Source organism: Bradyrhizobium sp. BRP23, from assembly GCF_020194135.1.
Lineage (GTDB): Bacteria > Pseudomonadota > Alphaproteobacteria > Rhizobiales > Xanthobacteraceae > Bradyrhizobium > Bradyrhizobium yuanmingense.
Genome location: NZ_JADYVW010000016.1, coordinates 127,685 through 150,994 on the forward strand (window position 1 = coordinate 127,685; position 23,310 = coordinate 150,994).

At 65.2% G+C, this 23,310-nt stretch carries 26 protein-coding genes; 5 read left to right on the forward strand and 21 right to left on the reverse strand.

Annotated elements, in window-relative coordinates; all coding sequences use genetic code 11:
• Window positions 1–85: 85 nt before the first annotated feature.
• The 13 genes from trmB to I6F24_RS31725 form a co-directional block, all read right to left on the reverse strand.
• Window positions 86–799, reverse strand: a complete 714-nt coding sequence (trmB, locus tag I6F24_RS31665; RefSeq protein ID WP_036024514.1) for a tRNA (guanosine(46)-N7)-methyltransferase TrmB — start codon at window positions 797–799, stop codon at window positions 86–88.
• Window positions 796–1,953, reverse strand: a complete 1,158-nt coding sequence (locus I6F24_RS31670; RefSeq protein WP_036024516.1) for a M20 family metallopeptidase — start codon at window positions 1,951–1,953, stop codon at window positions 796–798. The genes trmB and I6F24_RS31670 overlap by 4 nt, the downstream gene beginning before the upstream one ends.
• An 85-nt stretch (window positions 1,954–2,038) precedes the next feature.
• Entirely contained in the window at window positions 2,039–2,452 is a 414-nt protein-coding gene (locus I6F24_RS31675; protein WP_018319423.1) for a helix-turn-helix transcriptional regulator, read from the reverse strand.
• Window positions 2,453–2,671: 219 nt separating this feature from the next.
• Window positions 2,672–4,285, reverse strand: coding sequence for an apolipoprotein N-acyltransferase (gene lnt / locus I6F24_RS31680; RefSeq protein WP_225151999.1), 1,614 nt, complete (start codon window positions 4,283–4,285; stop codon window positions 2,672–2,674).
• Window positions 4,282–5,400: a hemolysin family protein gene (locus I6F24_RS31685; RefSeq protein WP_036008986.1), complete on the reverse strand. Its 1,119-nt coding sequence runs from the start codon at window positions 5,398–5,400 to the stop codon at window positions 4,282–4,284. The genes lnt and I6F24_RS31685 overlap by 4 nt, the downstream gene beginning before the upstream one ends.
• A gap of 1 nt (window position 5,401) precedes the next feature.
• Complete coding sequence (gene ybeY, locus I6F24_RS31690; RefSeq protein WP_036008983.1) at window positions 5,402–5,911, reverse strand: rRNA maturation RNase YbeY; 510 nt, start codon at window positions 5,909–5,911, stop codon at window positions 5,402–5,404.
• Window positions 5,912–5,970: 59 nt separating this feature from the next.
• Window positions 5,971–6,966 carry a PhoH family protein gene (locus I6F24_RS31695; RefSeq protein WP_036008958.1) on the reverse strand — a complete coding sequence of 332 codons (996 nt, stop codon included), beginning with the start codon at window positions 6,964–6,966 and terminating at the stop codon, window positions 5,971–5,973.
• 64 nt (window positions 6,967–7,030) lie between these two features.
• Window positions 7,031–8,425 carry a tRNA (N6-isopentenyl adenosine(37)-C2)-methylthiotransferase MiaB gene (gene miaB / locus I6F24_RS31700; RefSeq protein WP_225152001.1) on the reverse strand — a complete coding sequence of 465 codons (1,395 nt, stop codon included), beginning with the start codon at window positions 8,423–8,425 and terminating at the stop codon, window positions 7,031–7,033.
• Window positions 8,426–8,615: 190 nt separating this feature from the next.
• Window positions 8,616–9,296, reverse strand: coding sequence for an HAD family hydrolase (locus I6F24_RS31705; RefSeq protein ID WP_225152003.1), 681 nt, complete (start codon window positions 9,294–9,296; stop codon window positions 8,616–8,618).
• Between the two features lie 5 nt (window positions 9,297–9,301).
• On the reverse strand, window positions 9,302–9,757 hold the full coding sequence (locus tag I6F24_RS31710; RefSeq protein ID WP_036008950.1) for a Fur family transcriptional regulator: 456 nt from the start codon (window positions 9,755–9,757) through the stop codon (window positions 9,302–9,304).
• Between the two features lie 39 nt (window positions 9,758–9,796).
• Complete coding sequence (rimI, locus tag I6F24_RS31715; protein ID WP_225152005.1) at window positions 9,797–10,282, reverse strand: ribosomal protein S18-alanine N-acetyltransferase; 486 nt, start codon at window positions 10,280–10,282, stop codon at window positions 9,797–9,799.
• A complete protein-coding gene (gene tsaB, locus I6F24_RS31720) occupies window positions 10,279–10,974 on the reverse strand; it encodes a tRNA (adenosine(37)-N6)-threonylcarbamoyltransferase complex dimerization subunit type 1 TsaB (RefSeq protein WP_225152007.1) in 696 nt (231 codons plus the stop codon). The genes rimI and tsaB overlap by 4 nt, the downstream gene beginning before the upstream one ends.
• A gap of 337 nt (window positions 10,975–11,311) precedes the next feature.
• Entirely contained in the window at window positions 11,312–11,953 is a 642-nt protein-coding gene (locus I6F24_RS31725) for a carbonic anhydrase (protein ID WP_036008941.1), read from the reverse strand.
• Window positions 11,954–12,054: 101 nt separating this feature from the next.
• On the opposite strand from I6F24_RS31725, the gene I6F24_RS31730 reads away from it, so the two are divergent.
• Complete coding sequence (locus I6F24_RS31730) at window positions 12,055–12,936, forward strand: CoA ester lyase (RefSeq protein WP_036008938.1); 882 nt, start codon at window positions 12,055–12,057, stop codon at window positions 12,934–12,936.
• A 41-nt stretch (window positions 12,937–12,977) separates the two neighbouring features.
• On the opposite strand, the gene I6F24_RS31735 is transcribed toward I6F24_RS31730, so the two are convergent.
• Window positions 12,978–13,790, reverse strand: a complete 813-nt coding sequence (locus I6F24_RS31735; RefSeq protein ID WP_225156553.1) for a Crp/Fnr family transcriptional regulator — start codon at window positions 13,788–13,790, stop codon at window positions 12,978–12,980.
• 378 nt (window positions 13,791–14,168) lie between these two features.
• Entirely contained in the window at window positions 14,169–14,924 is a 756-nt protein-coding gene (locus I6F24_RS31740; protein WP_036008930.1) for an SDR family oxidoreductase, read from the reverse strand.
• Between the two features lie 194 nt (window positions 14,925–15,118).
• Here I6F24_RS31740 and I6F24_RS31745 point away from each other — a divergent pair, with 194 nt between their 5' ends.
• Both I6F24_RS31745 and I6F24_RS31750 read left to right on the forward strand, forming a co-directional pair.
• Window positions 15,119–16,012, forward strand: a complete 894-nt coding sequence (locus I6F24_RS31745; RefSeq protein ID WP_225152011.1) for an AraC family transcriptional regulator — start codon at window positions 15,119–15,121, stop codon at window positions 16,010–16,012.
• 11 nt (window positions 16,013–16,023) lie between these two features.
• On the forward strand, window positions 16,024–16,797 hold the full coding sequence (locus tag I6F24_RS31750; RefSeq protein WP_225152013.1) for an N-acyl homoserine lactonase family protein: 774 nt from the start codon (window positions 16,024–16,026) through the stop codon (window positions 16,795–16,797).
• A 9-nt stretch (window positions 16,798–16,806) separates the two neighbouring features.
• Here I6F24_RS31750 and I6F24_RS31755 read toward each other — a convergent pair whose 3' ends face one another.
• The 4 genes from I6F24_RS31755 to I6F24_RS31770 form a co-directional block, all read right to left on the reverse strand.
• On the reverse strand, window positions 16,807–17,226 hold the full coding sequence (locus tag I6F24_RS31755; protein ID WP_109145541.1) for a hypothetical protein: 420 nt from the start codon (window positions 17,224–17,226) through the stop codon (window positions 16,807–16,809).
• A 237-nt stretch (window positions 17,227–17,463) separates the two neighbouring features.
• Window positions 17,464–18,249: a hypothetical protein gene (locus tag I6F24_RS31760; RefSeq protein WP_225152016.1), complete on the reverse strand. Its 786-nt coding sequence runs from the start codon at window positions 18,247–18,249 to the stop codon at window positions 17,464–17,466.
• 79 nt (window positions 18,250–18,328) lie between these two features.
• A complete protein-coding gene (leuD, locus tag I6F24_RS31765; RefSeq protein WP_057026583.1) occupies window positions 18,329–18,934 on the reverse strand; it encodes a 3-isopropylmalate dehydratase small subunit in 606 nt (201 codons plus the stop codon).
• A gap of 170 nt (window positions 18,935–19,104) precedes the next feature.
• Entirely contained in the window at window positions 19,105–19,503 is a 399-nt protein-coding gene (locus I6F24_RS31770; RefSeq protein WP_036024544.1) for a metallopeptidase family protein, read from the reverse strand.
• 157 nt (window positions 19,504–19,660) lie between these two features.
• Between I6F24_RS31770 and I6F24_RS31775 the strand changes: the two genes are divergently transcribed.
• Together I6F24_RS31775 and I6F24_RS31785 are read left to right on the forward strand one after the other, a co-directional pair.
• On the forward strand, window positions 19,661–19,936 hold the full coding sequence (locus I6F24_RS31775) for a hypothetical protein (protein WP_036024546.1): 276 nt from the start codon (window positions 19,661–19,663) through the stop codon (window positions 19,934–19,936).
• 474 nt (window positions 19,937–20,410) lie between these two features.
• Window positions 20,411–20,950, forward strand: coding sequence for a hypothetical protein (locus I6F24_RS31785; RefSeq protein WP_036024552.1), 540 nt, complete (start codon window positions 20,411–20,413; stop codon window positions 20,948–20,950).
• A 224-nt stretch (window positions 20,951–21,174) separates the two neighbouring features.
• On the opposite strand, the gene leuC is transcribed toward I6F24_RS31785, so the two are convergent.
• Both leuC and rplS read right to left on the reverse strand, forming a co-directional pair.
• Window positions 21,175–22,581, reverse strand: a complete 1,407-nt coding sequence (gene leuC, locus I6F24_RS31790; RefSeq protein ID WP_225152018.1) for a 3-isopropylmalate dehydratase large subunit — start codon at window positions 22,579–22,581, stop codon at window positions 21,175–21,177.
• A 326-nt stretch (window positions 22,582–22,907) separates the two neighbouring features.
• On the reverse strand, window positions 22,908–23,288 hold the full coding sequence (gene rplS / locus I6F24_RS31795) for a 50S ribosomal protein L19 (protein WP_036008895.1): 381 nt from the start codon (window positions 23,286–23,288) through the stop codon (window positions 22,908–22,910).
• Window positions 23,289–23,310: the final 22 nt, after the last annotated feature.

Here is a 23,310-nt window from a genome sequence, read left to right on the forward strand (position 1 = left end):
AACTCGTTCCGCGAAAACGCTCTGGATTGCTTCGTCGCCAGCGCAAATTGCCTTGCAATTTGTCGCGGGCTCCTCGCAATGATGGCTAACCCACCCGCCTGAACCGCAGATAAGCCGCCTTGCGTCCCTCGCGCGCGGCCTTTCGGCCGTAGCGCGTCATGGTGTAGCCCGGCCATGGAAGCCGGAAATCGTCGGCGCGTTCGGCCAGCCAGACGAAGTCCTGCGAGCGCGCAAGATGCGACAGTGTCCAGGCGCAGTAATCGTCGATGTCGCAGACGAAGCGGAATTCGCCGCCTCGCTTGAGCACGCGCGCCATCGCCGCGATGGTGCGGTCCTGGACGAAGCGCCGCTTCCAGTGTCGCCGCTTCGGCCAGGGATCGGGATGGATCAGGTCGATCCGCGACAGCGACTCCTTGGGCAGCCAGGCCAAGAGCTCGGCGGCATCGCCCGCGAACAGGCGGATGTTGCCGATGTTGGCCGCCTCGATCTGCGCGAGGATCTTGGCCATGCCGTTGACATAGGGCTCGCAGCCGATGAAGCCGGTGGCAGGAAAGTTTTGTGCCTCGGCCGCGAGATGCTCGCCGCCGCCGAAGCCGATCTCGAGCCTGACGTCGTCGGCTGCGGGATCGAAGATGTCGCGGGCGTCCGCCGGCGCCTCACCGTCGATATCGAGGGCAAGATGCGGCAGCAGCTGCTCGATCAAGCCGGCCTGGTGTTGCCTCAGCTTGTGGCCCTTGCGGCGCCCGAAGAAGGCGCGCTCGCTGTCGTCGCGGTCGGGGCTTGATTTACGTTCGCTCATCGCAGCGTCTGATAAAGCCGATGGAGCAGCCGCGCGCGTGGGGCCAGCGAGGAGACATAGAGCTGCTCATAATGGGTGTGTGCACCCTTGCCGTCGACGCCGAGCCCGTCGAGCGTTGCGGTGAAGGGAGCGGTGAAATTGCCGTCCGAGCCGCCGCCGGTGTGGGTGTCGATCAGCTCGAAGCCGATCTCGCCGGCGAGCGTCTTGGCATGCTCGTACAGCGAAGCTCCCGCATTGCTCTTCTCGTAAGGCGGCCGGTTGAGCTCGCCCGTGACCGTGACGGTGACGCCATCGGTCTTCGAGGTCAAAGAGAGAATCTTGCCGACGAACTCGTCCGCGTCCTTGAGGCTCACGACGCGCAGATCGACTTCGGCATAGGCCTCCTCGGGCGTGACGTTGGGGCGCGTGCCGCCGCGCACCACGCCGACATTGACGGTCACGCCGCGCGCAACATCGTTCATTCCTTCCAGCGCCAGGATGACGTTGCCGAGTTCGCGAACGGCGCTGCGGCCGTCTTCGGGCCGCGAGCCGGCATGCGCGGGCACGCCCTTGATGAATACCCGGAAGCGTCCGACGCCCTTGCGCCCGGTGACGATCTTGCCGCCGTCGCGCGCCGGCTCGGTCACCAGCACGTATTTGGCGTTGCGCCCTTCCTGCTCGATCAGCGCACGCGAGGTCGGGCTGCCGATCTCCTCGTCGGAGGTGAACAGATGCGTGATGCCGAGCGGCGAGCGATCGCCCGTCGCGCAAAGCGCGCGGAAGGCGTGGTGGGCGATGTAGGCGCCGCCCTTCATGTCGTAGATGCCCGGACCGAACGCGACGTCGCCTTCGACCTTGAACGGCAGGCGCTCGATGAAGCCGATGGGATGGACGGTATCGAGATGGCTCAGCACCAGGATGCCCGGCTGATCCTGCCCCCAATTCGTGCGCGCCACGAGATGATCGCCGCAGCCGTCCGTGCCGGCGATGCGCTCGAGCGTGACGGGCAGGTCGCCGTATTGCTCCGCGACCACGGAGACCAGCTTGTTGACCTGTTCAGGTGCTTCCGTCGGCGTCTCGATCTCCACCCAGCGGCGGATGCCATCGAGAATAGTTTGTGAATCGAACCAATTGGAGCCGGTCATGGACGCATCTGTGCCTTTGAATCGCATCATCGAAGCGGACGCGCATCAAAGCGCGGTCGTAAATGACGACATAGGCCAGATTTGATGCAGTCTCAAATCGCGGGGGACATGAGCTTCAACGCTTGTCCGGACCTTCGCGGGCCGCAATCTGCTCGACGAGATCGACGATCGAGCGGCGCATCTTCGAATCAGTGATTCGCGTGAACGCCTTGGTCAAAGCGAGCCCTTCGGAGGTGGCGAGAAAGTCCGAGACGTAAGAGGGCGAGGCGCCTTCGCTGAAGCCATCCGGACCCGGCACGCCGCTCGGGCCGCCCTCGAACAGGAAGGACACCGGCACCTGCAGAATCTCCGCGATCTGCTGGATGCGGCTTGCGCCGACCCGGTTGGTGCCCTTCTCGTACTTCTGAATCTGCTGGAAAGTCAGGCCCAAAGCTTCACCGAGCTTCTCCTGGCTCATGCCCAACATGATGCGGCGCATGCGCACGCGACTGCCGACATATTTGTCAACAGGGTTGGGCGCTTTCGACATTTCCTCAGCCCTCCAAACACCACCTTCGGCGCAATGATCAAGCATGCCTCGGGTGCAGCACCGTCAAAATCAAACCCTGTTATTGGGAAACATTGCGGAGAAATTTAGCAATGCACCGCCATCTTTCGCAGCCGGTGCAGAATGGGGAGCCCGCGTGCAGTCTGTCAACCGTGGGACTACGGTTGTCAAAGGATTCCGGCCGCTGCGGCGGCGGTGCGATCAGGGCTGGCGTTTGCCTATTCGTCGGCGGACCGCCAGCAGCACGGCCACCGCGACGAGCATGATTGCGGGCACATCACCCACCCGTGCATAAACGGTCGGTGGGATCGCGGCCGGCAGGTTTGCGTCCAAAATGCCTTCGAGGCCGAGACCGAGGCTCGCGACCGTGCGGCCGACCGGATCGATCACTGCGGAGATGCCGGTATTGGCCGAGCGGACCAGCGGCAATCCGAGCTCGATCGCGCGCATCCGCGACTGCTCCAGGTGCTGGTAGGGACCGGTCGAGATGCCGAACCAGCCGTCATTGGTCAGGTTCACGATCCAGCCCGGACGTTCGTTGCGTGCAGCCACTTCGTCGGGAAAGATCGCCTCGTAGCAGATCAGCGGCAACGCGGGCGGCGCGCCGGCAACGGGGAGCGCATGCCGCACGGTGCCTGGAATGAAGCCGCCGCGCACACGCGTCAGTTGCTCGAAACCGAGCTTCTCCATCAACGACTGGTACGGAAGAAATTCTCCGAACGGTACCAGATGCAGCTTGTCGTAGACGGCGAGCACGCTGCCGTCGTGGTCGATCACGTAGATCGAGTTGTAGGCGCGCGTGATCGGCGTGCCCCGCGGCACATCGGGCGCGCGGACCGATCCCGTGACCAGCACCGTGCCCTTCGGTAACAGATCGGCGATTTGCGCCATCGCGTCGGCTTCGCGGGTCAGGAAGAACGGAAAGGCGGATTCCGGCCAGATCAGGATGGTGGCATCGCGCACGCCGGTCGATTGCGGGCCGGAGGCGCGGTCCGACAGCGCAAGGTACTTCTTCATCACCTCCGGCTTGGCGGCATAGTTGAATTTCTCGTCCTGCTGCAGGTTGGGCTGCATCAGGCGCAGCTTGGCGCCGGATACGATCGTGGTCGGATGCAGCGACAGGCGGATTGCGCCAAAGATGCTCATGACGAGCAGGAGCGCGACGGCCGCGGCCGGCACCCGCCATTGCAGGCGCCGATCCGGCGTGCGGTCGATCAGCGTCGCCGGGCTCGCGAAGATCGCAATCGTCAGGAACGTCATGCCCCACAGGCCGATCAGCGAGGCCGTCTGCGCCAGCGGCAATGGCTCGGACAGCGCATAGCCGAACGTGTTCCAGGGGAAGCCGGTCAGCGCATGGCCGCGCAGCCATTCGCTGATGGTGAGGCTCGCTGCGAGCGCCAGCACGCGCGTGGCGTTCTTGCTCCAGAGCAGGCGCGCCAGCGCAAAGCCGATCGCCGTGAAGATCGAAAGATAGGCCGGCAGGCCCAGCACCGCGAACGGCGTCAGCCAGGCGAATGTGTCGGCTTCGACGAAGAAGGCGTAGCCGATCCAGTAGAGGCCGGGCACGAAATAGCCGAGCCCGAACCAATAGCCGGTCAGGGCGGCGGCGGGCACGCCGCCATAGCGGCCGGCCCCGGCGCCGTCGATCAGCCAGACCAGCACCGGGAAGGTGACGAACAGCACCGGAAAGAGGTTGAACGGTGCCAGCGCCAGCACCGACAGCGCTCCGGCCGCCATGGCGACGACTGCGCGCTGCCATCCCCAGGTGAGGATGATGGCGAGCGCAATTTGCCGAAGGCGCTGCGATGGGCTCACTGCGAGGCGGCCCCGTCGCGCGGCGGCGATGTCGGCGTGTCGCTGGCCGGCGCTTGTCCGCTCTCCGGCGTGGCTTCACGCCGCCGGCTCTCGCGCTGGGTGCGGGGCGCCGGGCGTTCCTTCCGCGTCGCGATGCGCAGCCGCTTGACGCGGCGCGGATCGGCATCGAGCACCTCGACCTCGTAATTGCCGGGGCCCGAGATCACCTCGCCGCGCACCGGCAGGCGCCCGACGAAGCTGACGAGATAGCCGCCCAGCGTCTCCACCTCCTCGCCGGCCTCGCCGGTGACGAAATCCTCGCCGATCACAGAGCGGACGTCGTCGAGGCTGGCGCGGGCGTCGGCAATGAAGGCGTTGTCGGGCAGGCGCACGATCGAGGGCGGCTCGTCGCTATCGTGCTCGTCGTCGATCTCGCCGACGATCTGCTCGACGATGTCCTCGATCGAGACCAGCCCGTCGCTGCCGCCATATTCGTCGACCACCAGCGCCAGATGGATGCGCGAGGCCTGCATCTGCGCGAGCAGGTCGATCGCCCGCATCGACGGCGGCACGTAGAGCAGCTTGCGGATGATGTGTGCCTCGTGAAGCGGCAGCGCGAGATCGACCGCGCGCAAATCGAGCCCGGCCGGCAGCGGCTTCTTGCGCTTGGTCTTGGTGGCTTCCGACACGCGGGCGCGCGCGGTCATGAAGGCGAGCAAATCGCGGATGTGGACGATGCCGACGGGATCGTCGAGCGTCTCGTTGAAGACGACGAGGCGCGAATGGCCGGCGCTCTCGAAGCGGTCCATCAATTCCCCGAGCGGAATGTCGCGCTTCACCGCGACGATGTCGGCGCGATGCACCATGACGTCGGCGATGCGGCGCTCGTGCAGGCTGAGGATGTTGCGCAGCATGGTGCGCTCGACCGCGGAGAAGCCGGTGTCGTCGGGCGTCGAGGCGTCGAGCACGACCTGGAGGTCGTCGCGCACCGACCCCGCCTTCCAGCCGAACAGCGTGCGGATGGCGCGCAGCAGCCAGCTTTCGGCGCTCGGGCGCAGCACCTCGCCCGGCGTCACCACAACCGGCAGATTGGCCGTGGTGCGGGGATTGTCGTGGGTAGGCTCGGAATCCGGCATCTCAGTGCGTCCCCGGGCGGTCGGCATACGGATCGGGGATGCCGAGATGGGCGAGGATCTCGGTTTCGAGCGCTTCCATCTCCTCGGCGTCGCCCTCGTTCTCGTGGTCGTAGCCGATCAGGTGCAGGAAGCCGTGCACGGCGAGGTGGCTCAGATGATGGTCGAACGGCTTGTGCTCCTCGTCCGCCTCGCGCCGCATGGTCTCGTAGGCGATCGCGATATCGCCGAGCATGCGCGGAGCATCGCCCGGCTTCCACGCGCCCTCCGGCTGCAGCGCCGGGAACGACAGCACGTTGGTCGGCTTGTCGATGCCGCGCCAGTTGCTGTTGAGCGTGCGGATGCCGGCATCATCGGTCAGCATCACGGCCACTTCGGCGTCGGCAACATCTTCGTCGACGCTCTCCGCGGCCGCCGCCAGTGCGCGCTGGATCACGGCTTCGGAATCGGGCTCGCGCTGCCAGCAATCGGCGACGACGAGGACCTCGGTCATGGGAAGGTTGGAATGGGACATTGTGTTGTCTCGGACGAAGGGCGCGGTGCTCGCACCCTCTTTGGTCCGGTGCTGCCTCGTCAGGATTGACCGGTGGCCGGCCGCTGCGGCGGCCCTTCATAGGCGGCGACGATCCGCGCCACGAGCTCGTGGCGGATCACGTCCTCCGCCTTGAAATGAACCTGGGCGATGCCCTCGACGCCGCTCAGGAGGCGGGTCGCCTCGGCCAGGCCCGAGGTCTGGCCGTTCGGCAGGTCGATCTGGGAGGGATCGCCCGTCACGATCATGCGGCTGTTCTCGCCGAGACGCGTCAGGAACATCTTCATCTGCATCGACGTGGTGTTCTGGGCCTCGTCCAGGATGATGGCGGCGTTGGTCAGGGTGCGGCCGCGCATGAAGGCGAGCGGCGCGATCTCGATCTCGCCGGTCTGCAGCGCGCGCTCGACGATGCGCGCATCCATGAGGTCGTAGAGCGCATCATAGATCGGCCGCAGATAAGGATCGACCTTCTCGCGGAGATCGCCGGGCAGAAAGCCGAGCCGCTCGCCGGCTTCCACCGCCGGGCGCGACAGGATGATCTTGTCGACCTCCTTGCGCTCGAACAGCTGCGCGGCATGCGCGACGGCGAGCCAGGTCTTGCCGGTGCCGGCGGGGCCGATGCCGAACACCAGTTCGTGCCGCTTCAGCGCGCGGATGTAGGAATCCTGCGCCGCCGTGCGTGCCCGCACCGGACGCTTGCGCAAGTTGATGCTGTCGAAGGTCGATTTGGCCGATTTGGCGTCGAACTCGAACAGCGAGCCCTGCGCGATCACGGCGCGGATCGCGCCCTCGACCTCGCCCTGGTCGAGATCGTGCCCCTTCGCGGCCTGCGCGTAGAGCATCTCCAGCACGCGGCGCGCAGCGTCGCAGCCGTCGCGGGTGCCGCCGATTGTGATGTGGTTGCCCTTGGAATCGACGATGACGCCGAGCCGCCGCTCGATCTGCGCCAGGTGCTGGCCGTAGGGGCCGACCAGCGCGGAAGCGGCGCGGTTGTCGTCGAAGTCGATGACGACCTGGGTCTCGGGCGGAACTTGCATGTCGCGGTCAAATTTGCGGCTGGGAGCGAACGAAGACGAATCCGATGCGCTTTTGGGCAAGGGTTCAGGCTCCACTGGCTTGCGATAAAGCGGGCTCGCGCGCCTTGCGCGGCATCACGAGCTCGCCGAGAAAACTGTAGCGCTCGAGGCTGTCGATTCTGACAGGCAGGATCTGTCCGATGATGTCGGGCGCGGCCATTACGTGGGCGGGCTGGAGGTAGGCGGTGCGGCCCACGATCTGGCCCTCCTTGCGCGCCGGACGCTCGAACAGCACGTCGACCGTTGAGCCAATCGCGGCCTTGTTGAAGGCCGATTGCTGGCTGTCGATCAGTTCCTGGAGCCGCTCCAATCGCTGGTCCATCTCGGCGGGGGACACCGTCTCCTGCATGTCCGCGGCCGGCGTTCCCGGCCGGGCGGAGTATTTGAACGAATAGGCCGCAGCGTAGCCGATTTGCGTGACAAGCGCGAGGGTGGCGAGAAAATCTTGCTCGCTCTCGCCGGGGAAGCCGACGATGAAATCCGATGAAAAAGCAATGTCTTGGCGTGCGGTACGAAAACGGTCGATGACCCGCCGGTAATCATCGGCGGTATGTTTGCGGTTCATGGCCGCCAAAATGCGGTCCGAGCCCGACTGCACCGGCAGGTGCACGAACGGCATCAGGGCACCGAGGTCGCGATGGGCCGCGATCAGGCTGTCGTCGACATCGCGGGGGTGGCTGGTCGAATAGCGCAGCCGCGCGATGCCGGGAATCGTCGCCAGATGTTCGAGCAGCCGGCCGAGCGGCCAGGTTTTTCCATCCGGCCCCTCGCCGTGATAGGCGTTGACGTTCTGCCCGATCAGCGTGAGCTCGCGCACGCCGTTGTCGGCGAGCCGCGTCACGTCCTCGACGATCTTCGCCACCGGGCGCGAGACTTCGGCGCCGCGCGTATAGGGCACGACGCAGAAGGTGCAGAACTTGTCGCAGCCTTCCTGCACCGTGACGAAGGCGGAAATGCCGCGCGCGCGGATCGCGTCCGGCTTCGGCTGGGCCAGGAAGCCGAACTTGTCCGCGGCGGGAAATTCGGTCTCGATCGCGCGGCCTTCGCCCTCGGCGCGCTTCAACAGCTCCGGCAGATGATGATAGCTCTGCGGTCCCACCACGACGTCGACGACAGGTGCCCGGCGCACGATCTCCTCGCCCTCGGCCTGTGCCACGCAGCCCGCCACCGCGATCTGCATCGCGCGGCCTGCACGCGCGGCCTCGTCCTTGGCGACGCGTAGCCGGCCGAGCTCGGAATAGACCTTCTCCGAGGCCTTCTCGCGGATATGGCAGGTGTTGAGGATGACGAGGTCGGCATCCTCCGCGCTCGCCGTCTCCACGAATCCTTCCGGGGCCAGCGTGTCCACTATGCGCTGGGCATCGTAGACGTTCATCTGGCAGCCATATGATTTGATGTGCAGCTTGCGCGGCGGCGTCATGGAACCCGAAATGGAGCTGGAGGACGGCCTTCAGATATAGGCTGCAGGGCCGAAAATCCAGCGAATGGAGCCATTTCCGCCTGTCATTCCGGGGCGCGACGCAGTTGCGAACCCGGAATCCAGAGTTTTACTGCGAGATTCCGGGTTCACGCGCGTCGCGCGTGCCCCGGAATGACGGTTCGAGGCAACATCAGCCCGCCAGAGCGTCCGCCGCGACCCGCCGGACCAGCTCGGGCAGCTGATGCATGTCGGCAAAGAGCAGGTCGGCGCCGGCCAGGCGCAAAGTTTCGGCATAGCCGTCGCGGCAATGGCTGCCCCCGTAAAAGCCGAAAACCGTCATGCCGGCGGCGCGGGCGCCGGCGATGCCGGCCAGACTGTCCTCGATCACGACGCAGCGCTCGGGCGGCACGCCCATTTGGCTCGCCGCGAACAGGAACAGGTCTGGCGCCGGCTTGCCGTTCTTCACCTGCGAGGCCGAGAAGATGTTTGGCGCGAGGCGCTCGTAGAGCCCGGTGCTCCCGAGGCTCACGCGCATCCGCTGATGCGAGCCGCTCGAGGCGACGCAGACGGCTTGCGTGACGACATCCAGCACGTCGTGGATGCCGCGGATCGCTTCGAGGTCGGCTTCGAATGCGCGAAACAGCTCGTCCTGGAGATCGCCGTGATAGGCCTCGGGCAGCTTGTGGCCGAGCTCGGTCTCGATCTCGAGATTGGCCTGCTTTGTCGAGCGGCCGAGGAAGCGCGCGAACACCTGCTCCGACGTGATCGGATAGCCGTGGCGCGTCAGCACGTCCGCATGCGCCCGGCAGGAGATCACCTCGCTGTCCACGAGCACGCCGTCGCAATCGAAGATGATGAGATCGATGGGCACTAAACTCAATTCGTCGGCTTGTCGTCGTCGAGCGGGACGCAATAGAGCTCGAGCCGGTGATCGACCAGGCGATAGCCGAGCTTGCGGGCGATCTCGGCCTGCAGCTTCTCGATCTCCTCGGAGGTGAACTCGATCACCTTGCCGTCGCGCAGATTGATGAGGTGGTCGTGATGGCTGTCGCGCATCTGCTCGTAACGCGCCCGGCCCTCGCGGAAATCGTGGCGTTCGATGATGCCGGCGTCCTCGAACAGCTTCACGGTGCGATAGACCGTCGAGATCGAGATCTTGTCGTCGACCGCAACGCAGCGCCGGTACAGTTCCTCGACATCGGGATGATCGATCGCTTCGGCCAGCACGCGGGCGATGACGCGGCGCTGCTCGGTCATGCGCATGCCCGTTGCGGCGCAGCGCGCCTCGATCTCGGATGTCTTGGACGCAGAAGAATGTTTCAGTGTGGTCATAGCGTTGTCTGCCTGGGCGGGCGCTTTCTGCCGCCGATGTTACGACAAGTCACGCCGCATCAGAAGGGCGTTCAATTGTTCCCCGTTGGGCTGCTTATAGTAGCGATCGCGGCGTCCGACCACCACGAATCCGGCTCGATCGTAAAGCCGCCGCGCCGGCTGGTTGTTCTCCTCCACTTCCAGAAATATGGTGCGTACGCCGCGCCCGGCGAGGTGGCCGAGATGGGTCATCAGCAGCGTGCGGGAGAGGCCGCGGCCGCGATAAGCCCCGTCCACCGCGATCGAGAGAATCTCCGCTTCGTCCGCGCCGATCCGCGACACCGCAAAGCCGATCGTCTTGCGGCCGAGCCGCAAGCGATGCACCAGCGTGTTGCGCTCGCTCATCATGCTCTCGAACTCGCCTTCGCCCCAGCCGTGCGCGAAGGAGGCGCCGTGCAGCTGCGCGAGGCGCGCGGCATCGCGCATGGTCGTGGGCTCGACGGCGGCGGTGCCGCCGCGCCACCACTCCGACAGCCATCCCATCATGAGGTCGCGGCTTGTGCTGCGAGCGGCGTCGATGCCGCCGGCTTGGCGTCGGGCGCTTTCAGATAGAACGGCCGCGCCGGATTGGTATCGGGATTGGCCGCCGCGCCGAGCCAGGCGACCCAGCTGATGTCGGGCGCGGGCTGCGCGTCGACCGCGACGGGTTGCGGTCCGTCCTTCGGCCAGCGACCTGCGAGGATCCCGGCGGCATTGCCGACCAGATGCGGCGCACTGAATTGCGAGGCCGCGATCGCCGCGTCGATGGAGGCGACAGCCGGCCGCACCAGCTGGCTGCCGTCGCCGGCGACGATCTGGAAATAGACGTGATCGTGCCGCGCATCGATCGCAGAGATCACCGGCGCCGTTCCGCTCTTGGCGACGACCCCAGCGGCATAGGCCGACAGCGTCGTCAGCCCGACCGCCGGCCGTTTCGCCGCAAGCGCAAGGCCCCGCGCCGCCGAGATGCCGACGCGCAGGCCGGTGAAGCTGCCGGGCCCGACGGTGACGGCGATGCGGTCGAGCGAGGTGAAGGAAAGGCCGGCCGATTGCATCACGCGCGCGATCATCGGCATCAGCGCCTCGGCATGGCCGCGCTTCATCAGCTGCGATTCCCGTGCGAGGAGCTCGCCGGCGTCGGTGTCGAGAACGGCGGCCGCGCAGGCTTCAAGCGCAGTATCGATGGCAAGGATCAGCATGATGGAGCAAATGGCGAGTGGCGAATGGAGAACACTCTAGCGAACCAGGCGCCTCTCCGCCATTCGTCAGGCAGGATTTGCACTTCCGATATGCCCTATTGCGCAAGGAGGGCTATCGCATTTGAGAGTTTTTCCCTGCGGCCATCCTTCGAGACGCCCGCTGGGGCGGGCTCCTCAGGATGAGGGCGGAGTGCGCGGCAACAGTTTCAAGGAGCACTGACGCTGACTAGCCTCATCCTGAGGAGGCGCGTAAGCGCCGTCTCGAAGGACGAGGCGTGCGCACGCCCGCTGCCACAAATCATATGCGATAGCCCCGCATTTCGCAGGGTGGGCAGGATTATCCCTCGCGTGCGTTCCTGAATTCCTTGGTCGCCTTGTCCAGCACGAACAGCGACCCCTCCGCCACGCCGAAATAGGCGCCGTGGGTCTGCATCCGGCCGCTCTCCACGGCCTTGCGGACGAACGGGAAGGTCATCAGGTTTTCCAGGCTGCGGAACACGGCGGCCTTCTCGATGCGCTCGACGAATTGCGCCATGGTCTCGTGCTCGCGCTGCTCCACAACCTCGCCCGGCTTGATGAACATCTGCATCCAGCGGCCGATGAAATCGCCGGGCGTGAGCGGCTCGATCTTGTCGATGAAGGCACGGATGCCGCCGCATTGGGCGTGGCCGAGCACCACGATGTGCTTCACCTTCAGCACTGTCACCGCAAACTCCAGCGCTGCCGAGACGCCGTGCGCGCCTTCGTCAGGCTGATAAGTCGGCACCAGATTGGCGATGTTGCGGACGACGAAGAGCTCGCCCGGCCCCGCGTCGAAGATCACCTCGGGGGAGACCCGGGAGTCACAGCAGCCGATCACCATGGTCTCAGGCGACTGCCCTTTGACCGAGAGCTCACGATAGCGGTTCTGCTCGGTCGGCAGCCGCTGGGTGGCGAAGGCCTTGTAGCCTTCCAGCAAGTGCGTCGGGAATGTCGTCATGGCCCATGCCTAATCACATACCGTCAAGACCGACAAGCCTTTCGAATGGGCAGGCCAAATGCTATCGCCTGGGGGACGACAGACCAGGAAGGAACGCCAGCATGACCCGCCCGCGCCGCAGCCATCTGTTCATGCCCGGCTCCAACCCGCGCGCGCTGGAAAAGGCGCGCAATCTCGCCGCCGACGGCCTGATCCTCGATCTCGAGGATTCCGTCGCCCCGGAGGCCAAGGCGGCGGCGCGCGACGGCATTGCGGCGGCGATCGCCGCCAAGGGTTTTGGCAGGCGCGAGGTCCTGATCCGGACCAACGGCCTCGATACGCCCTGGTGGCCAGATGACGCCGCCATGGCCGCCAAGGCCTCGCCGGACGGCATCCTGGTTCCAAAAGTTTCAAGCGTCGAGGATCTCGACGCCATCGGCCGCAAGCTGGCCGAGCTCGGCGCCGCGCCGACCGTCAAGGTCTGGGCCATGATCGAGACCGCGCGCGCCGTGCTGCATGCCGAGGAACTGGCCGCCGCCGGCCGCGATCCTTCGCGCCGTCTCTCGGGCTTCGTGTTCGGCCCGAACGACATCTCGCGCGAGACGCGGATCCGGATGCTGCCGGGCCGCGCCGCGATGATCCCGATGATCACCCATTGCATCCTGGCGAGCCGCGCGCACGGCCTCGAGATCCTCGACGGCCCCTACAGCGACATCGCAAATTCCGACGGTTTCGCCACCGAATGCGCGCAAGGCCGCGACCTCGGCTTCGACGGCAAGACGCTGATCCACCCCTCCCAGATCGACGCTTGCAACGCCATCTTCACCCCGCCGGAGGAGGAAGTCGCCCGCGCGCGAAAAATCATCGCGGCGTTCGAACTGCCGGAGAACGCATCGCGCGGCGCGATCCGCCTGGATGGTGCGATGGTGGAACGCCTGCACGCCGACATGGCCCGGCGCACGATCGCGATTGCGGACGCGATCGCTGCGATGGGGAAGGGCTGAGGCGCGAGATCCACTTCTCCACGCGCCGCAGGTTTTGCACTCTATCGTCCCGCCCGCGAAACGGCTTTGAATTCACCGCCTGCTCCGTGGGAGGCGGCGATGGCGCTTTGCCGGAACCGCGCATCGGCAGGCTGCGGCGCCGCCAATTCCTGGCAATACATTCGATCGATCGTGCGCTGCATGAGCGCATAGCAATCGCATGCGATCCTATCGAGCCGCGACCGATGGATCTCGACAAACCCGCGCCGCTCGGACGGGATGGCGCCGGCCTCGCGTAGCTTGCTCATCGTCAAAGTCACCGTCGTCCGCCGGACCCCAACCAGTTGCGCCAGCGCCTCCTGCGTCACCGGAAGCAGGTCCTCGGGAACGCGGTCGTGAAGCTGCAGGAGCCACCGCGCCATGCGGCCATCCACCCGGTGCAGCGCGTTGCAAGCGGCGACATGCTGGAGCTGCAGCAACACGGCGCGGGCGTGGACCTGCACGACATTCCTGATCGCTGCGCTTTGCGCATGGGCAGCGCGAAATTTGGCGGCGGAAATCACCGATGCAGTGCCGGCTGTGCGGGCAATCGCGGTCACGGATGAAGGCGAGGGGCCGAGCACGGAGAACGAGGCCAAAGCGCCTTCGCGTCCCATCAAGCTGGTCGCGACCGTTTGCCCGTCCGGCATATCGAGCATGAAGGCGATCGCGCCGCTATGGGGAAAATAGACGGGGTCGAGTTCGTCGCCCGATCGCACCAGGACGGCATCGGGTTCGAACGAGACCTTCTGGAAGTGCGGCGTCAGCAAAGCGAGATCCGCCGGCGGCAGCGCCGCCAATAGCCGATTCCCGATGCCCTTGCGGTGGGCAGTCACGGTGTCCTCTGTTGAACGAGCACCCAACGAACGACGGGAAGCATCTGTTTCATTCGCCATGATTATCCGAAATGCGGATTGCGGAACGGCAGCGATCCAAACAGAGCTAATAATCGAGATCAAGCACGGATATTTGCGGTGAGCTTTCCCCGCATCCTCGCCGCGCAAACAGTCATACTATTTACGCCCGTTGCCATCCGACGATGCGCACAAGCGAAAGCTCTGCTGTACGCTGCCATCAGCGGTCCGGCAGATGGTCGGGTCTTTCTCGGTGACGGTAGCGGTGACGAAATCGCGGATGCGATCGCGGTGATGCGGAAGGGCTGAGGGCTCGCACACTCCGTCGCCTCGCGACGGAGTGCGCCAATGCCGCAGCACTCAGATCGTCTGGCCGCCAGACACCTCGATGCGCTGGGCCGTAACCCAGCGATTCTCCGGACCGAGCAGGCTCGCGACCATCGGCCCGATGTCGTCGGGCACACCGACGCGGCCAAGCGCGGTCATTTGCGCGAACTGCTTGTTCAAATCCGGCACGTCGCGGACGGCGCCGCCGAGGAAGTCGGTCTCGATCGCGCCCGGCGCTACGACGTTGGCGGTGATGCCGCGTTCGCCGAATTCTTTTGCCATGTAGACGGTCAGAACCTCGATGGCGCCCTTGGCGGCGGCATAGGCCGAGAAGCCGGGGAAAGACACGCGCGTCAGCCCGCTCGAGAAGTTGACGATCCGGCCATTGTCGCCAAGCAGCGGCAGCAAGGCCTGCGTCAGAAAGAACGGCCCTTTGACATGGGTGTCGAAGAGTGCGTCGAACTGCTGCTCCGTCGTCTCGGCTATGGCGGCCATTTCGCCCTGGCCGGCATTGTTGACGAGATGATCGAACTTGTCGGCGTGCCAATGCTCCGCCAGCGCCGACGCGACTTTTGCGGCGAACGCCGGAAAGGTCGATACGGAGGTGACGTCGAGCTGGAGCGCGACCGCTTTTCGGCCGAGCGCCTCGATCTCGGTGACGACCTCGCGGGCGGCGGCGGCGCCGCTGCGATAGGTCACGATGACGTCGCCGCCGTGACGCGCGATGGCGATTGCGGTATTGCGGCCAAGGCCCCGGCTGGCGCCGGTGACGAGCGAAATGGTGGGCATTTGAGGCTTCCTCGTGAAGTTTCGGTGGGGCCTTTCTGCCTGTGATCGAGCATCCGGTGTTGCCGGATGCTCCGATCGTCTTGCCCAATCCTCCAGGAATGCGGCCGGCGGCAGCCTTGCCTGAAACTCCCGTCTTCTTGCCCGATCGCCCCTCGGCAATTGCCGGCATGCTTGGCGCGGCCTAGATTGGGCCCGTGACCGAAACGCTGCTCCAGATCGCCAGCCGTTACGCCGCAGCTCACGCCGACGGCAAAGGCCTTGCGTGCACGCCTTTCGCCGGCATCTCGATCATTCGTGAGACCGCGCCGAGCGCGCTCCAATTTGCGATCTCCAAGCCGCTGGTCGCTTTGGTGCTGCAAGGTGCCAAGCGTGTTGCGGTCGGCGCCACGTCGTTCGACCTGGGTGCGGGCGATTCGCTGGTGATCTCGAGCGACGTGCCGACGGTCAGCCAGATCACGCGCGCCACAGCCGCGGTGCCCTATTTGTCGCTCGTCGTCGAGCTCGATCCCATCGTCATCGAGGGGCTGGTCGTCGAGATGGGGGCCGCGCCTTATGTTCCGTCGCAGCCGCTTCGGGTCGAGCCAGCGGAGCGGGATGTGAGCGATGCGGCGCTGCGGTTGTTGCGCCTGATCGATCGGCCCTCCTCCGCCTCAATTCTCCAGAGCCAAGTGCTGCGGGAGCTGCATTATTGGCTACTGGCCGGTCGGCACGGTGGTGCCATCAGGGCGCTCGGTATGGCCGACAGCCATGCGCAGCGGATCGGCCGTGCGGTTGCGATCATTCGCGCCGACTATGCCAAGCCTTTGCGTGTCGACCGGCTCGCCAAGGCCGCGAGGATGAGCCACTCGGCCTTTCACCTGCACTTTCGCAGCATCACCTCGCTGACCCCGCTTCAGTTCCAGAAGCAGCTGCGCCTGATCGAGGCGCGCCGCACCATGCTGGCCGATGGCGCGAGCATCGCGACCGCCTCTCATCGGGTCGGCTACGAAAGCGTCACGCAGTTCACGCGGGAATATTGCCGATTGTTCGGCATGCCGCCTGGGCGCGACATGCGCGAGGCGAAGCGGCGCGTCGAATCGGCGGCTTGAAGAGTTCTCACATGGCGACGATCGACAGGATCTACATCCTCGACGGAGGCATTGCTGAGGTCGAAGACGGTTCGATCTATTCTCCCGGCATCAATGTCGGCATTCCCATGACATTGAGCTGCAATGCCTATCTCATTCGTCACCGCGGCGAGTGGCTGATCTGGGATACGGGAATAGCGGATGAGCTGGCGAAGCATCCGGAAGGACGGATCATCGCACACGGCATACGCGGCATCGTGCGTCGTCCTATCGCGGACCAATTGGATGAAATCGGGGTGCGGCCCCGCGATATCGGCACGATCCTCCTCTCTCACGCGCATTTCGATCATATCGGAAATGTCGACCTGTTCGAAAACGCAAGATGGATCGCTCAACGGGCCGAGTTCGAAGCCATGTTCGGACCTGACCCCGACCAGTTCGGCTACTCACTGCCGCACTACGAGGCGTTGCAGGAGCGGCCTTTCGAGATTGTCGATGGCGACCACGACCTATTTGGCGACGGCGCGGTGCGCATGATCTTCACGCCCGGCCATACTCCCGGGCATTGCTCGCTGCTGGTGAAGCTGCCGCGGCGCGGCGCCGTGCTGCTGAGCGGTGACGTCGCGCACAACCGGGAGAACCTCCGGCACATGCGCGTGCCGTCGTTCAATGCCGACCCGCAGGCGACGGTTGCGTCGATGGCCAAGGTGGTCGAGCTGCTACGCGTCGAGAACGCCGAAATCTGGATCAATCACGATACGGCGCAAAGCCAAGGAATGGCTTACGCGCCGAAATGGATCGAGTAGCGCAATGCCTCACCGCGGCACGAGGTCGGCACGCTCGAGCGTCTCCAGGGTCGAGGCGTTGGCGCAATAGCCGTGGTAATTCTCCGCGGCGGTGCCCTCAGTGAGGTCGCGGTCGCACTGTCCCTTGTGATTGCAGAGCGAGCAGACCCGCTCGAGGTCGCGGAGCAGCAGCGGCTGCGCGCGGCCGAGCGCCTCAGTGCTGATGCCGAGCTGTTCGAGCATCTTCGGCAGCTCGTCGGCGGCGTGCCGGCCATGACGGACCAGCTCCTCCAGATCGTCCGGCGCGATCCTGAGATCATTGGCGATCCGGTCGAAATCGGCGCGGTCGAGCTGCCGCATTTCGTTGATCTCGCGGCGGTGCTTCACCCAGTTCGCGAAGGACTCGATGAGATCCTGGACGATGGGGTAGGGCCTGGTTGCGGTGCTCATGGAAAGCTCCATTCGGACGGTCGGAATTGGAGCGAGATAAGCACAATGATGCAGAAGCGCGTTGCGCTGGATCAAACAGGAAAGAGCGGGGTTGCCAACCTCTCCCGCTTGCGGGAGAGGTCGCGCCGAAGGCGCGGGTGAGGGCTCTTTCCTCTGGGGGATTGTCCCATTGCGGAGATACCCTCTCCCCGACCCTCTCCCGCAAGCGGGAGAGGGAGCGCACCTCCTGCGCAGCAGCTACCTGAATCGCTCCGCCGCCCACGCATACAGGCTGCCGGGAATTGGCTTCTCGCCGCCGCGTCCCTTCGGCGAGATGTGCAGGCCGATGATGGCGGGGTCGGTGACCAGGCCAAGATAGCTCGAGGGATCGAAGAACAGCTTTGGCTCGGCATGCACGGCATAGAACGATTGCTTCGGCAATGCGTTCTGCAGCTCGCCGGTGCGGCGCGCGAGCGCGGTGAGTGCCGCGGGCCCGTAGATCGCGACGCGAATATCGGCGAGCCGGTTCGAGCCGCCGCGCAGGCGGCGCATCATGAAGGTGATGCGATGGCGCACGGACAGCCAGTTCGGCGTCAGCTCCTCCTGCTCCATCAGCTCTTCGAAGGCGGCAACGATGCCGTGCGCGGGCGGCAGATAGAGCACGGAATTGCCGAGCTGGCGCGGCCGCTCCCAGGCGAAGTAGGGTTTTGCCGGATCGATCTCGACCGGCCTCAACAGCAGCACGTCGGCATCCAGCCAGAGGCCGAGGCCCTTCGCCATCAGCTTCATGCGGAAGAAGTCGCTGAATTGCAGAATGGTCCAGTCGCGCCAGCTGCCGTCCGGCTGCGGCGGGCGCAGGCGTTCGGAGAACGCATGCGGCAGGATCGCCTCGGCCTCGGCATTCGCGACGCCGGCCGGCAATCCGGGAATAGTGTCGAAGCTGTAGACCGTGACCTTGTGGCCGGCAGCCAATTGCGAGCGCAGACAGGTCTGGCGCAGCGCGTCCATCGGGCCATGCCAGAAGGTGACGATCTCGGGCAGCATGGGCAAATCTATACGGGACAATCCAGGCAACGAAAAAGCCCCGGCGCTTGCGGCACCGGGGCTCAACAAAAACTTGCGATCAGGCCCAGGCGCGCTCGCGCTTGAGCTTGTCCTCGTAGGAGTCGATCGAGGCCTTCTTCTCCATGGTGAGGCCGATGTCGTCGAGGCCGTTGATCAGGCAGTGCTTGCGGAACGGGTCGATCTCGAACTTGACCTTGCCGCCGTCGGGGCCGCGGATCTCCTGATTCGGCAGGTCGATCGTCAGCGTCGCATTGGCGCCGCGCTCGGCGTCGTCGAACAGCTTGTCGAGGTCCTCTTGGGTGACGCGGATGGGCAGAATGCCGTTCTTGAAGCAATTGTTGTAGAAGATGTCGCCGAACGAGGTCGAGATCACGCAGCGGATGCCGAAGTCGAGCAGCGCCCAGGGCGCGTGCTCGCGGCTCGAGCCGCAGCCGAAATTGTCGCCGGCGACCAGCACCTTCGCGTTGCGATAGGCCGGCTGGTTGAGCACGAAGTCCGGATTCTCGCTGCCGTCGTCCTTGTAGCGCTGCTCGGAGAAGAGCCCCTTGCCAAGGCCGGTGCGCTTGATGGTCTTGAGGTACTGCTTCGGAATGATCATGTCGGTGTCGACATTGATGATCTTCAGCGGCGCCGCGACGCCTTCCAGCGTGGTGAACTTGTCCATGGTTGCGCTTTCCCGCACGTGGTTCAGGGAACCGGCTATTTATCGCGATCGGGCCGGAAATCCTAGGCCGAATTCGGCAGGGCTAGTCTGCCGTAGGGGGTTTGAAGCCGAACTGGCGCGGCATCGGGATTTCACCTCTCCCCGGTGGGGAGAGGTGGACCGAGAGCGTCCTACTCCGCCTTAGCCTCAATCGCGGCCATATCGTCGTCCGACAGACCAAAATGGTGGCCGATCTCGTGGATCAGGACATGGCGGACGATGTGGCCGAGACTTTCGTCGTGCTCGGCCCAATAATCCAGGATCGGGCGGCGGTAGAGCCAGACCATGTTGGGCAGCCGTGCCACGTCGCCAGAGCTCTGCTGGGGCAGGCCGACGCCCTGGAACAGGCCGAGCAGGTCGAACTCGCTCTCGCATTCCATCTCGTCCAGGACCTCCTCGGTCGGGAAGTCCTCGACGCGGACGATCACGCCCTCGCAAAGCTTGCGAAATTCCGCCGGCAGGCGCTCGAACACGTCGTGAGCCATCGCTTCCATTTCGGCCAGCGAAGGGGCTTTCAATTCCGTCCACATGAGCACCTCTTAGCGCGGGTTTCCCGCTGATGCATCTGGCTTTATAAGCGCGGCGAGGTTGACGGGCGCCGCCAAAACGGGGAGCGTGGGGCGATCGATGGGACGGTTCAGGGTGGGCGGAAAAATGCGAGCGAAAACAGCGCTGACTCTACTGTGCATGGGGTTGTTTTCGCAGTCTTGCGTCGGCGCCGAGGCGCAGGCCGCCAGTTCCGAAATCCGGATGGCCCAACTGGTCTCGCCGGACGATGTCCCCCCGCCGCGCAAGCGGCCGCGCCTGCGCATCACGCCCTATTACAGCCCGGACGGCGTCTATCCCCGCTACAATCCCGGCCCCGACGCGGTCCGGGTCTGCAATGCCACCTATGTGCAGGAGTACCGGCCAAGCGGCACGGTGATCGTGCCGCGCGTGAGCTGCTACTGGCGCCGGGGCTGACTTCGCGGCGACCTCGTGAGGGTGTGATGGCGAGATGGATCGCATGGGCCTTTGCCGTCGCGCTGGCCACTGGGCTGCCTCGCGCGTCCGCCGCGCCAAGGGCGACGGTCCCGGAGGCGTCTGCGGGGATTGCGGTTTTCGATGTACGACGACACGCGCGGACCTATGACATGGCGCGGCCTGCCGTACGCCGCGATCCGCGCTACTACGCGCGCCCTGTCTACTATCGTCCCTATCCCTACGGCGTGCCGGCACCGTTTGTGTTCACCTACGGCCCCTTCTGGTAAGGCGCCGCTTTGGCGGCCGGCTTTGCGATCGCGCGAGGCACGGCGTCGCATCGCGGCGCCGCGGGTCGTTCATTCATGGCGCGTTCACATCGCTGTCCGCAACTTGATCCCGGCAGCGACCGCAATTGAACGGCCATGGCGCGGCCGAGACGTCGCAGCTCTGCTGTCCGGATTCAGGGAGGATTCCATGCTGAGGATGTTTGGCCGCCGGGCTGTCCCGATGCGCCTGCTCGGGCTTGCGGCCGCCGCGACGCTGATGCTGTCGGCCGGCAGCACGCGTCGTGCTGAAGCGCTCACCTTGATCAATCCGGCGACGTCGCCGATGACGAAGGCCGCGACCGACGATCTCGTCACGCAGGTTCGCCGTGGCGGGCACGGTGGACATGGCGGCGGGCATTTTCACGGCGGCGGTTTTCGCGGCGGCGGCGGGCATATCGGCCGCGGTTTCCACAGCGGTGGCGTCCGCGCCGCGCCGGCCTTTCACCACAGACATGTCGGCATCCATCGCCATGGCGGCTTTCGCCACGGCGGATATGGCGGGGTCCACCGGCACTGGGGCCATCACCGCCCCCATTTCCGGCATCGTCACTTCTACCGGCCCTATTATGTCGGCGGCTACTATCCTTCCTACTCTTATCCGCGCCGCTGCCGGATCATCTGGACCTATTACGGCCCGCGCCGCGTCTGCCACTGGCCGCGGTGGCACTATCCGTACCGCTATTGGTGACGTGAGTGGATTGCTGGCTCTGCATTCGTCATGGCCGGGCATAGCCGTCCGAAGGACGGCGTCGCTTCCGCTCGCCTATGTCCCGGCCATCCACGTTCTTGGGGCTTGTGCAGAGAGTTCGTGGATGCCCGGGACGAGCCCGGGCATGACGGAGAGACTGGTTAGAGCCAATCCTTCAGCTTCCACGACGAAGCTTTCCACCGCATCAGATTGCAGGGACCAGCTTAGCGCCAGTCCCTGACGTCGACGAAGTGGCCCGCGATCGCCGCCGCTGCCGCCATCGCCGGCGACACCAGATGGGTGCGACCCTTGAAACCCTGGCGGCCTTCGAAATTGCGGTTTGAGGTCGAGGCGCAGCGCTCTTCCGGCTTCAGCTTGTCCGGGTTCATGGCAAGGCACATCGAGCAGCCCGGCTCGCGCCATTCGAAGCCGGCCTTGATGAAGATCTTGTCCAGACCCTCGGCTTCGGCTTGCTCCTTCACGATGCCGGAGCCCGGCACGACCATGGCGTTGACGTTCGCCGAGACGGTCTTGCCTTCCGCGATCTTCGCCGCCGCGCGCAAATCCTCGATGCGTCCGTTGGTGCAGGAGCCGATGAAGACGCGATCGAGCTTGATGTCCGTGATCTTCGTTCCCGCGGTCAGGCCCATATATTTCAGCGCGCGATGCTTGGAGATGCGCTTGGCCTCATCCGCGATCATGTCGGGATCGGGCACGATACCGGTGACAGAAATCACGTCTTCAGGCGAGGTGCCCCAAGTCACGATCGGCGGCAGCTTTGCGGCATCGAGGCGCAGCTCGTGGTCGAAATGCGCGCCGTCATCGGAACGCAACTTCTCCCAGTAGCGCATCGCCGCGTCCCAGGCCGCGCCCTTCGGAGCCTTCGGACGATCACGCAGGAAGTCGAACGCCTTCTGGTCGGGCGCAACGAGGCCAGCGCGCGCGCCGCCTTCGATCGACATGTTGCAGACCGTCATGCGGCCTTCCATCGAGAGCGCACGGATCGCTTCGCCGGCATATTCCAGCACGTAGCCGGTGCCGCCGGCGGTGCCGATCTCGCCGATGATGGCCAGGATGATGTCCTTGCCCGTCACGCCATCCGGCAATTTGCCGTCGACGGTGACGCGCATGTTCTTGGCCTTCTTCTGGATCAGCGTCTGCGTCGCCAGCACGTGCTCGACCTCGCTGGTGCCGATGCCGTGCGCGAGCGCGCCGAACGCGCCATGCGTCGAGGTGTGGCTGTCACCGCAGACGATGGTGGTGCCGGGCAGCGTAAAGCCCTGCTCGGGGCCGATGACGTGGACGATGCCCTGGCGCTTGTCGAACTCGTTGTAATATTCGATGCCGAACTCCTTGGCGTTTTCGGCCAGCGCCTTGATCTGCTCGATGCTTTCAGGGTCGGGATTCGGCTTGGTGCGGTCGGTGGTCGGCACGTTGTGGTCGACGACGGCGAGCGTCTTCTCGGGCGCATGGACCTTGCGCCCCGTGGCGCGCAGGCCTTCGAACGCCTGCGGCGAGGTCACCTCGTGCACCAGATGGCGGTCGATGTAGAGCAGGCAGGTGCCGTCCTCGGCTTCGTGCACCAGATGGTCGTTCCAGATCTTGTCGTACAGGGTGGTCGGCTTGGACATGAGCTCGAGCTCCAAAGAATGTGTGTCAGCGATGAGCGCGGCAGACCGCGCGGGCAACAAAATCGTCAGCGCAGCTTTTAGGCTGCGCGGCTAAGCTCTGACGTTGCCGAGGTCGCGAAGCGTCCGAAGAACCGGCCAGGCAGCCGCGAGCGATCGTCGATGACGATGCGCTGGATGGGGGCGAAGCTGGTCAGATCTGGAAACATTCTAGGAATATATAGCAGGCCGAATTGGAAGCGCGAGTGCTTTGACGCGCACGGCTGACGCAACAAAAAAGCGCGGAGCCGAGCCCCGCGCTTTCGAAAGACCTGCCTGGTGGCGAAAGCTTACTCGCCGACGGCAGCAGCGCGGTCCTGCTTCTCGACGATGCGGGCCGACTTGCCGCGAAGATTGCGGAGATAATAGAGCTTGGCGCGACGCACCTTGCCGCGGCGCACCACCTTGATCGAGTCGATCATCGGGGAGAGCAGCGGGAACACGCGCTCGACGCCCTCGCCATAGGAGATCTTGCGCACGGTGAAGCTCTCGTTGAGGCCACCGCCGGAACGGCCGATGCAGACGCCCTCATAGGCCTGCACGCGGGTGCGGTCGCCTTCGACGACCTTCACGTTGACGATCACGGTGTCGCCGGGGGCGAATTCCGGGATGTCCTTGCCGGCCGACAGCTTGTCGAATTGCTCCTGCTCGAGCTGCTTGATCAGGTTCATGGGTAAATCTCCATCGGCGCGC

Excerpts from the sequence above, each read along its gene's own strand:
- I6F24_RS31760 (WP_225152016.1), bottom strand. The coding sequence starts at position 18,249 with ATGCTGCCCGAGATCGTCACCTTCTGGCATGGCCCGATGGACGCGCTG.
- tsaB (WP_225152007.1), bottom strand. The coding sequence starts at position 10,974 with ATGCTGATCCTTGCCATCGATACTGCGCTTGAAGCCTGCGCGGCCGCC.
- I6F24_RS31775 (WP_036024546.1), top strand. The coding sequence starts at position 19,661 with ATGGGGTTGTTTTCGCAGTCTTGCGTCGGCGCCGAGGCGCAGGCCGCC.
- rplS (WP_036008895.1), bottom strand. The coding sequence starts at position 23,288 with ATGAACCTGATCAAGCAGCTCGAGCAGGAGCAATTCGACAAGCTGTCG.
- I6F24_RS31710 (WP_036008950.1), bottom strand. The coding sequence starts at position 9,757 with ATGACCACACTGAAACATTCTTCTGCGTCCAAGACATCCGAGATCGAG.
- I6F24_RS31730 (WP_036008938.1), top strand. The coding sequence starts at position 12,055 with ATGACCCGCCCGCGCCGCAGCCATCTGTTCATGCCCGGCTCCAACCCG.
- leuD (WP_057026583.1), bottom strand. The coding sequence starts at position 18,934 with ATGGACAAGTTCACCACGCTGGAAGGCGTCGCGGCGCCGCTGAAGATC.
- I6F24_RS31725 (WP_036008941.1), bottom strand. The coding sequence starts at position 11,953 with ATGACGACATTCCCGACGCACTTGCTGGAAGGCTACAAGGCCTTCGCC.
- miaB (WP_225152001.1), bottom strand. The coding sequence starts at position 8,425 with ATGACGCCGCCGCGCAAGCTGCACATCAAATCATATGGCTGCCAGATG.
- trmB (WP_036024514.1), bottom strand. The coding sequence starts at position 799 with ATGAGCGAACGTAAATCAAGCCCCGACCGCGACGACAGCGAGCGCGCC.
- I6F24_RS31755 (WP_109145541.1), bottom strand. The coding sequence starts at position 17,226 with ATGAGCACCGCAACCAGGCCCTACCCCATCGTCCAGGATCTCATCGAG.
- rimI (WP_225152005.1), bottom strand. The coding sequence starts at position 10,282 with ATGATGGGATGGCTGTCGGAGTGGTGGCGCGGCGGCACCGCCGCCGTC.
- I6F24_RS31670 (WP_036024516.1), bottom strand. The coding sequence starts at position 1,953 with ATGATGCGATTCAAAGGCACAGATGCGTCCATGACCGGCTCCAATTGG.
- I6F24_RS31740 (WP_036008930.1), bottom strand. The coding sequence starts at position 14,924 with ATGCCCACCATTTCGCTCGTCACCGGCGCCAGCCGGGGCCTTGGCCGC.
- I6F24_RS31785 (WP_036024552.1), top strand. The coding sequence starts at position 20,411 with ATGCTGAGGATGTTTGGCCGCCGGGCTGTCCCGATGCGCCTGCTCGGG.
- I6F24_RS31685 (WP_036008986.1), bottom strand. The coding sequence starts at position 5,400 with ATGCCGGATTCCGAGCCTACCCACGACAATCCCCGCACCACGGCCAAT.
- leuC (WP_225152018.1), bottom strand. The coding sequence starts at position 22,581 with ATGTCCAAGCCGACCACCCTGTACGACAAGATCTGGAACGACCATCTG.
- I6F24_RS31675 (WP_018319423.1), bottom strand. The coding sequence starts at position 2,452 with ATGTCGAAAGCGCCCAACCCTGTTGACAAATATGTCGGCAGTCGCGTG.
- ybeY (WP_036008983.1), bottom strand. The coding sequence starts at position 5,911 with ATGTCCCATTCCAACCTTCCCATGACCGAGGTCCTCGTCGTCGCCGAT.
- I6F24_RS31750 (WP_225152013.1), top strand. The coding sequence starts at position 16,024 with ATGGCGACGATCGACAGGATCTACATCCTCGACGGAGGCATTGCTGAG.
- I6F24_RS31695 (WP_036008958.1), bottom strand. The coding sequence starts at position 6,966 with ATGCAAGTTCCGCCCGAGACCCAGGTCGTCATCGACTTCGACGACAAC.
- I6F24_RS31770 (WP_036024544.1), bottom strand. The coding sequence starts at position 19,503 with ATGTGGACGGAATTGAAAGCCCCTTCGCTGGCCGAAATGGAAGCGATG.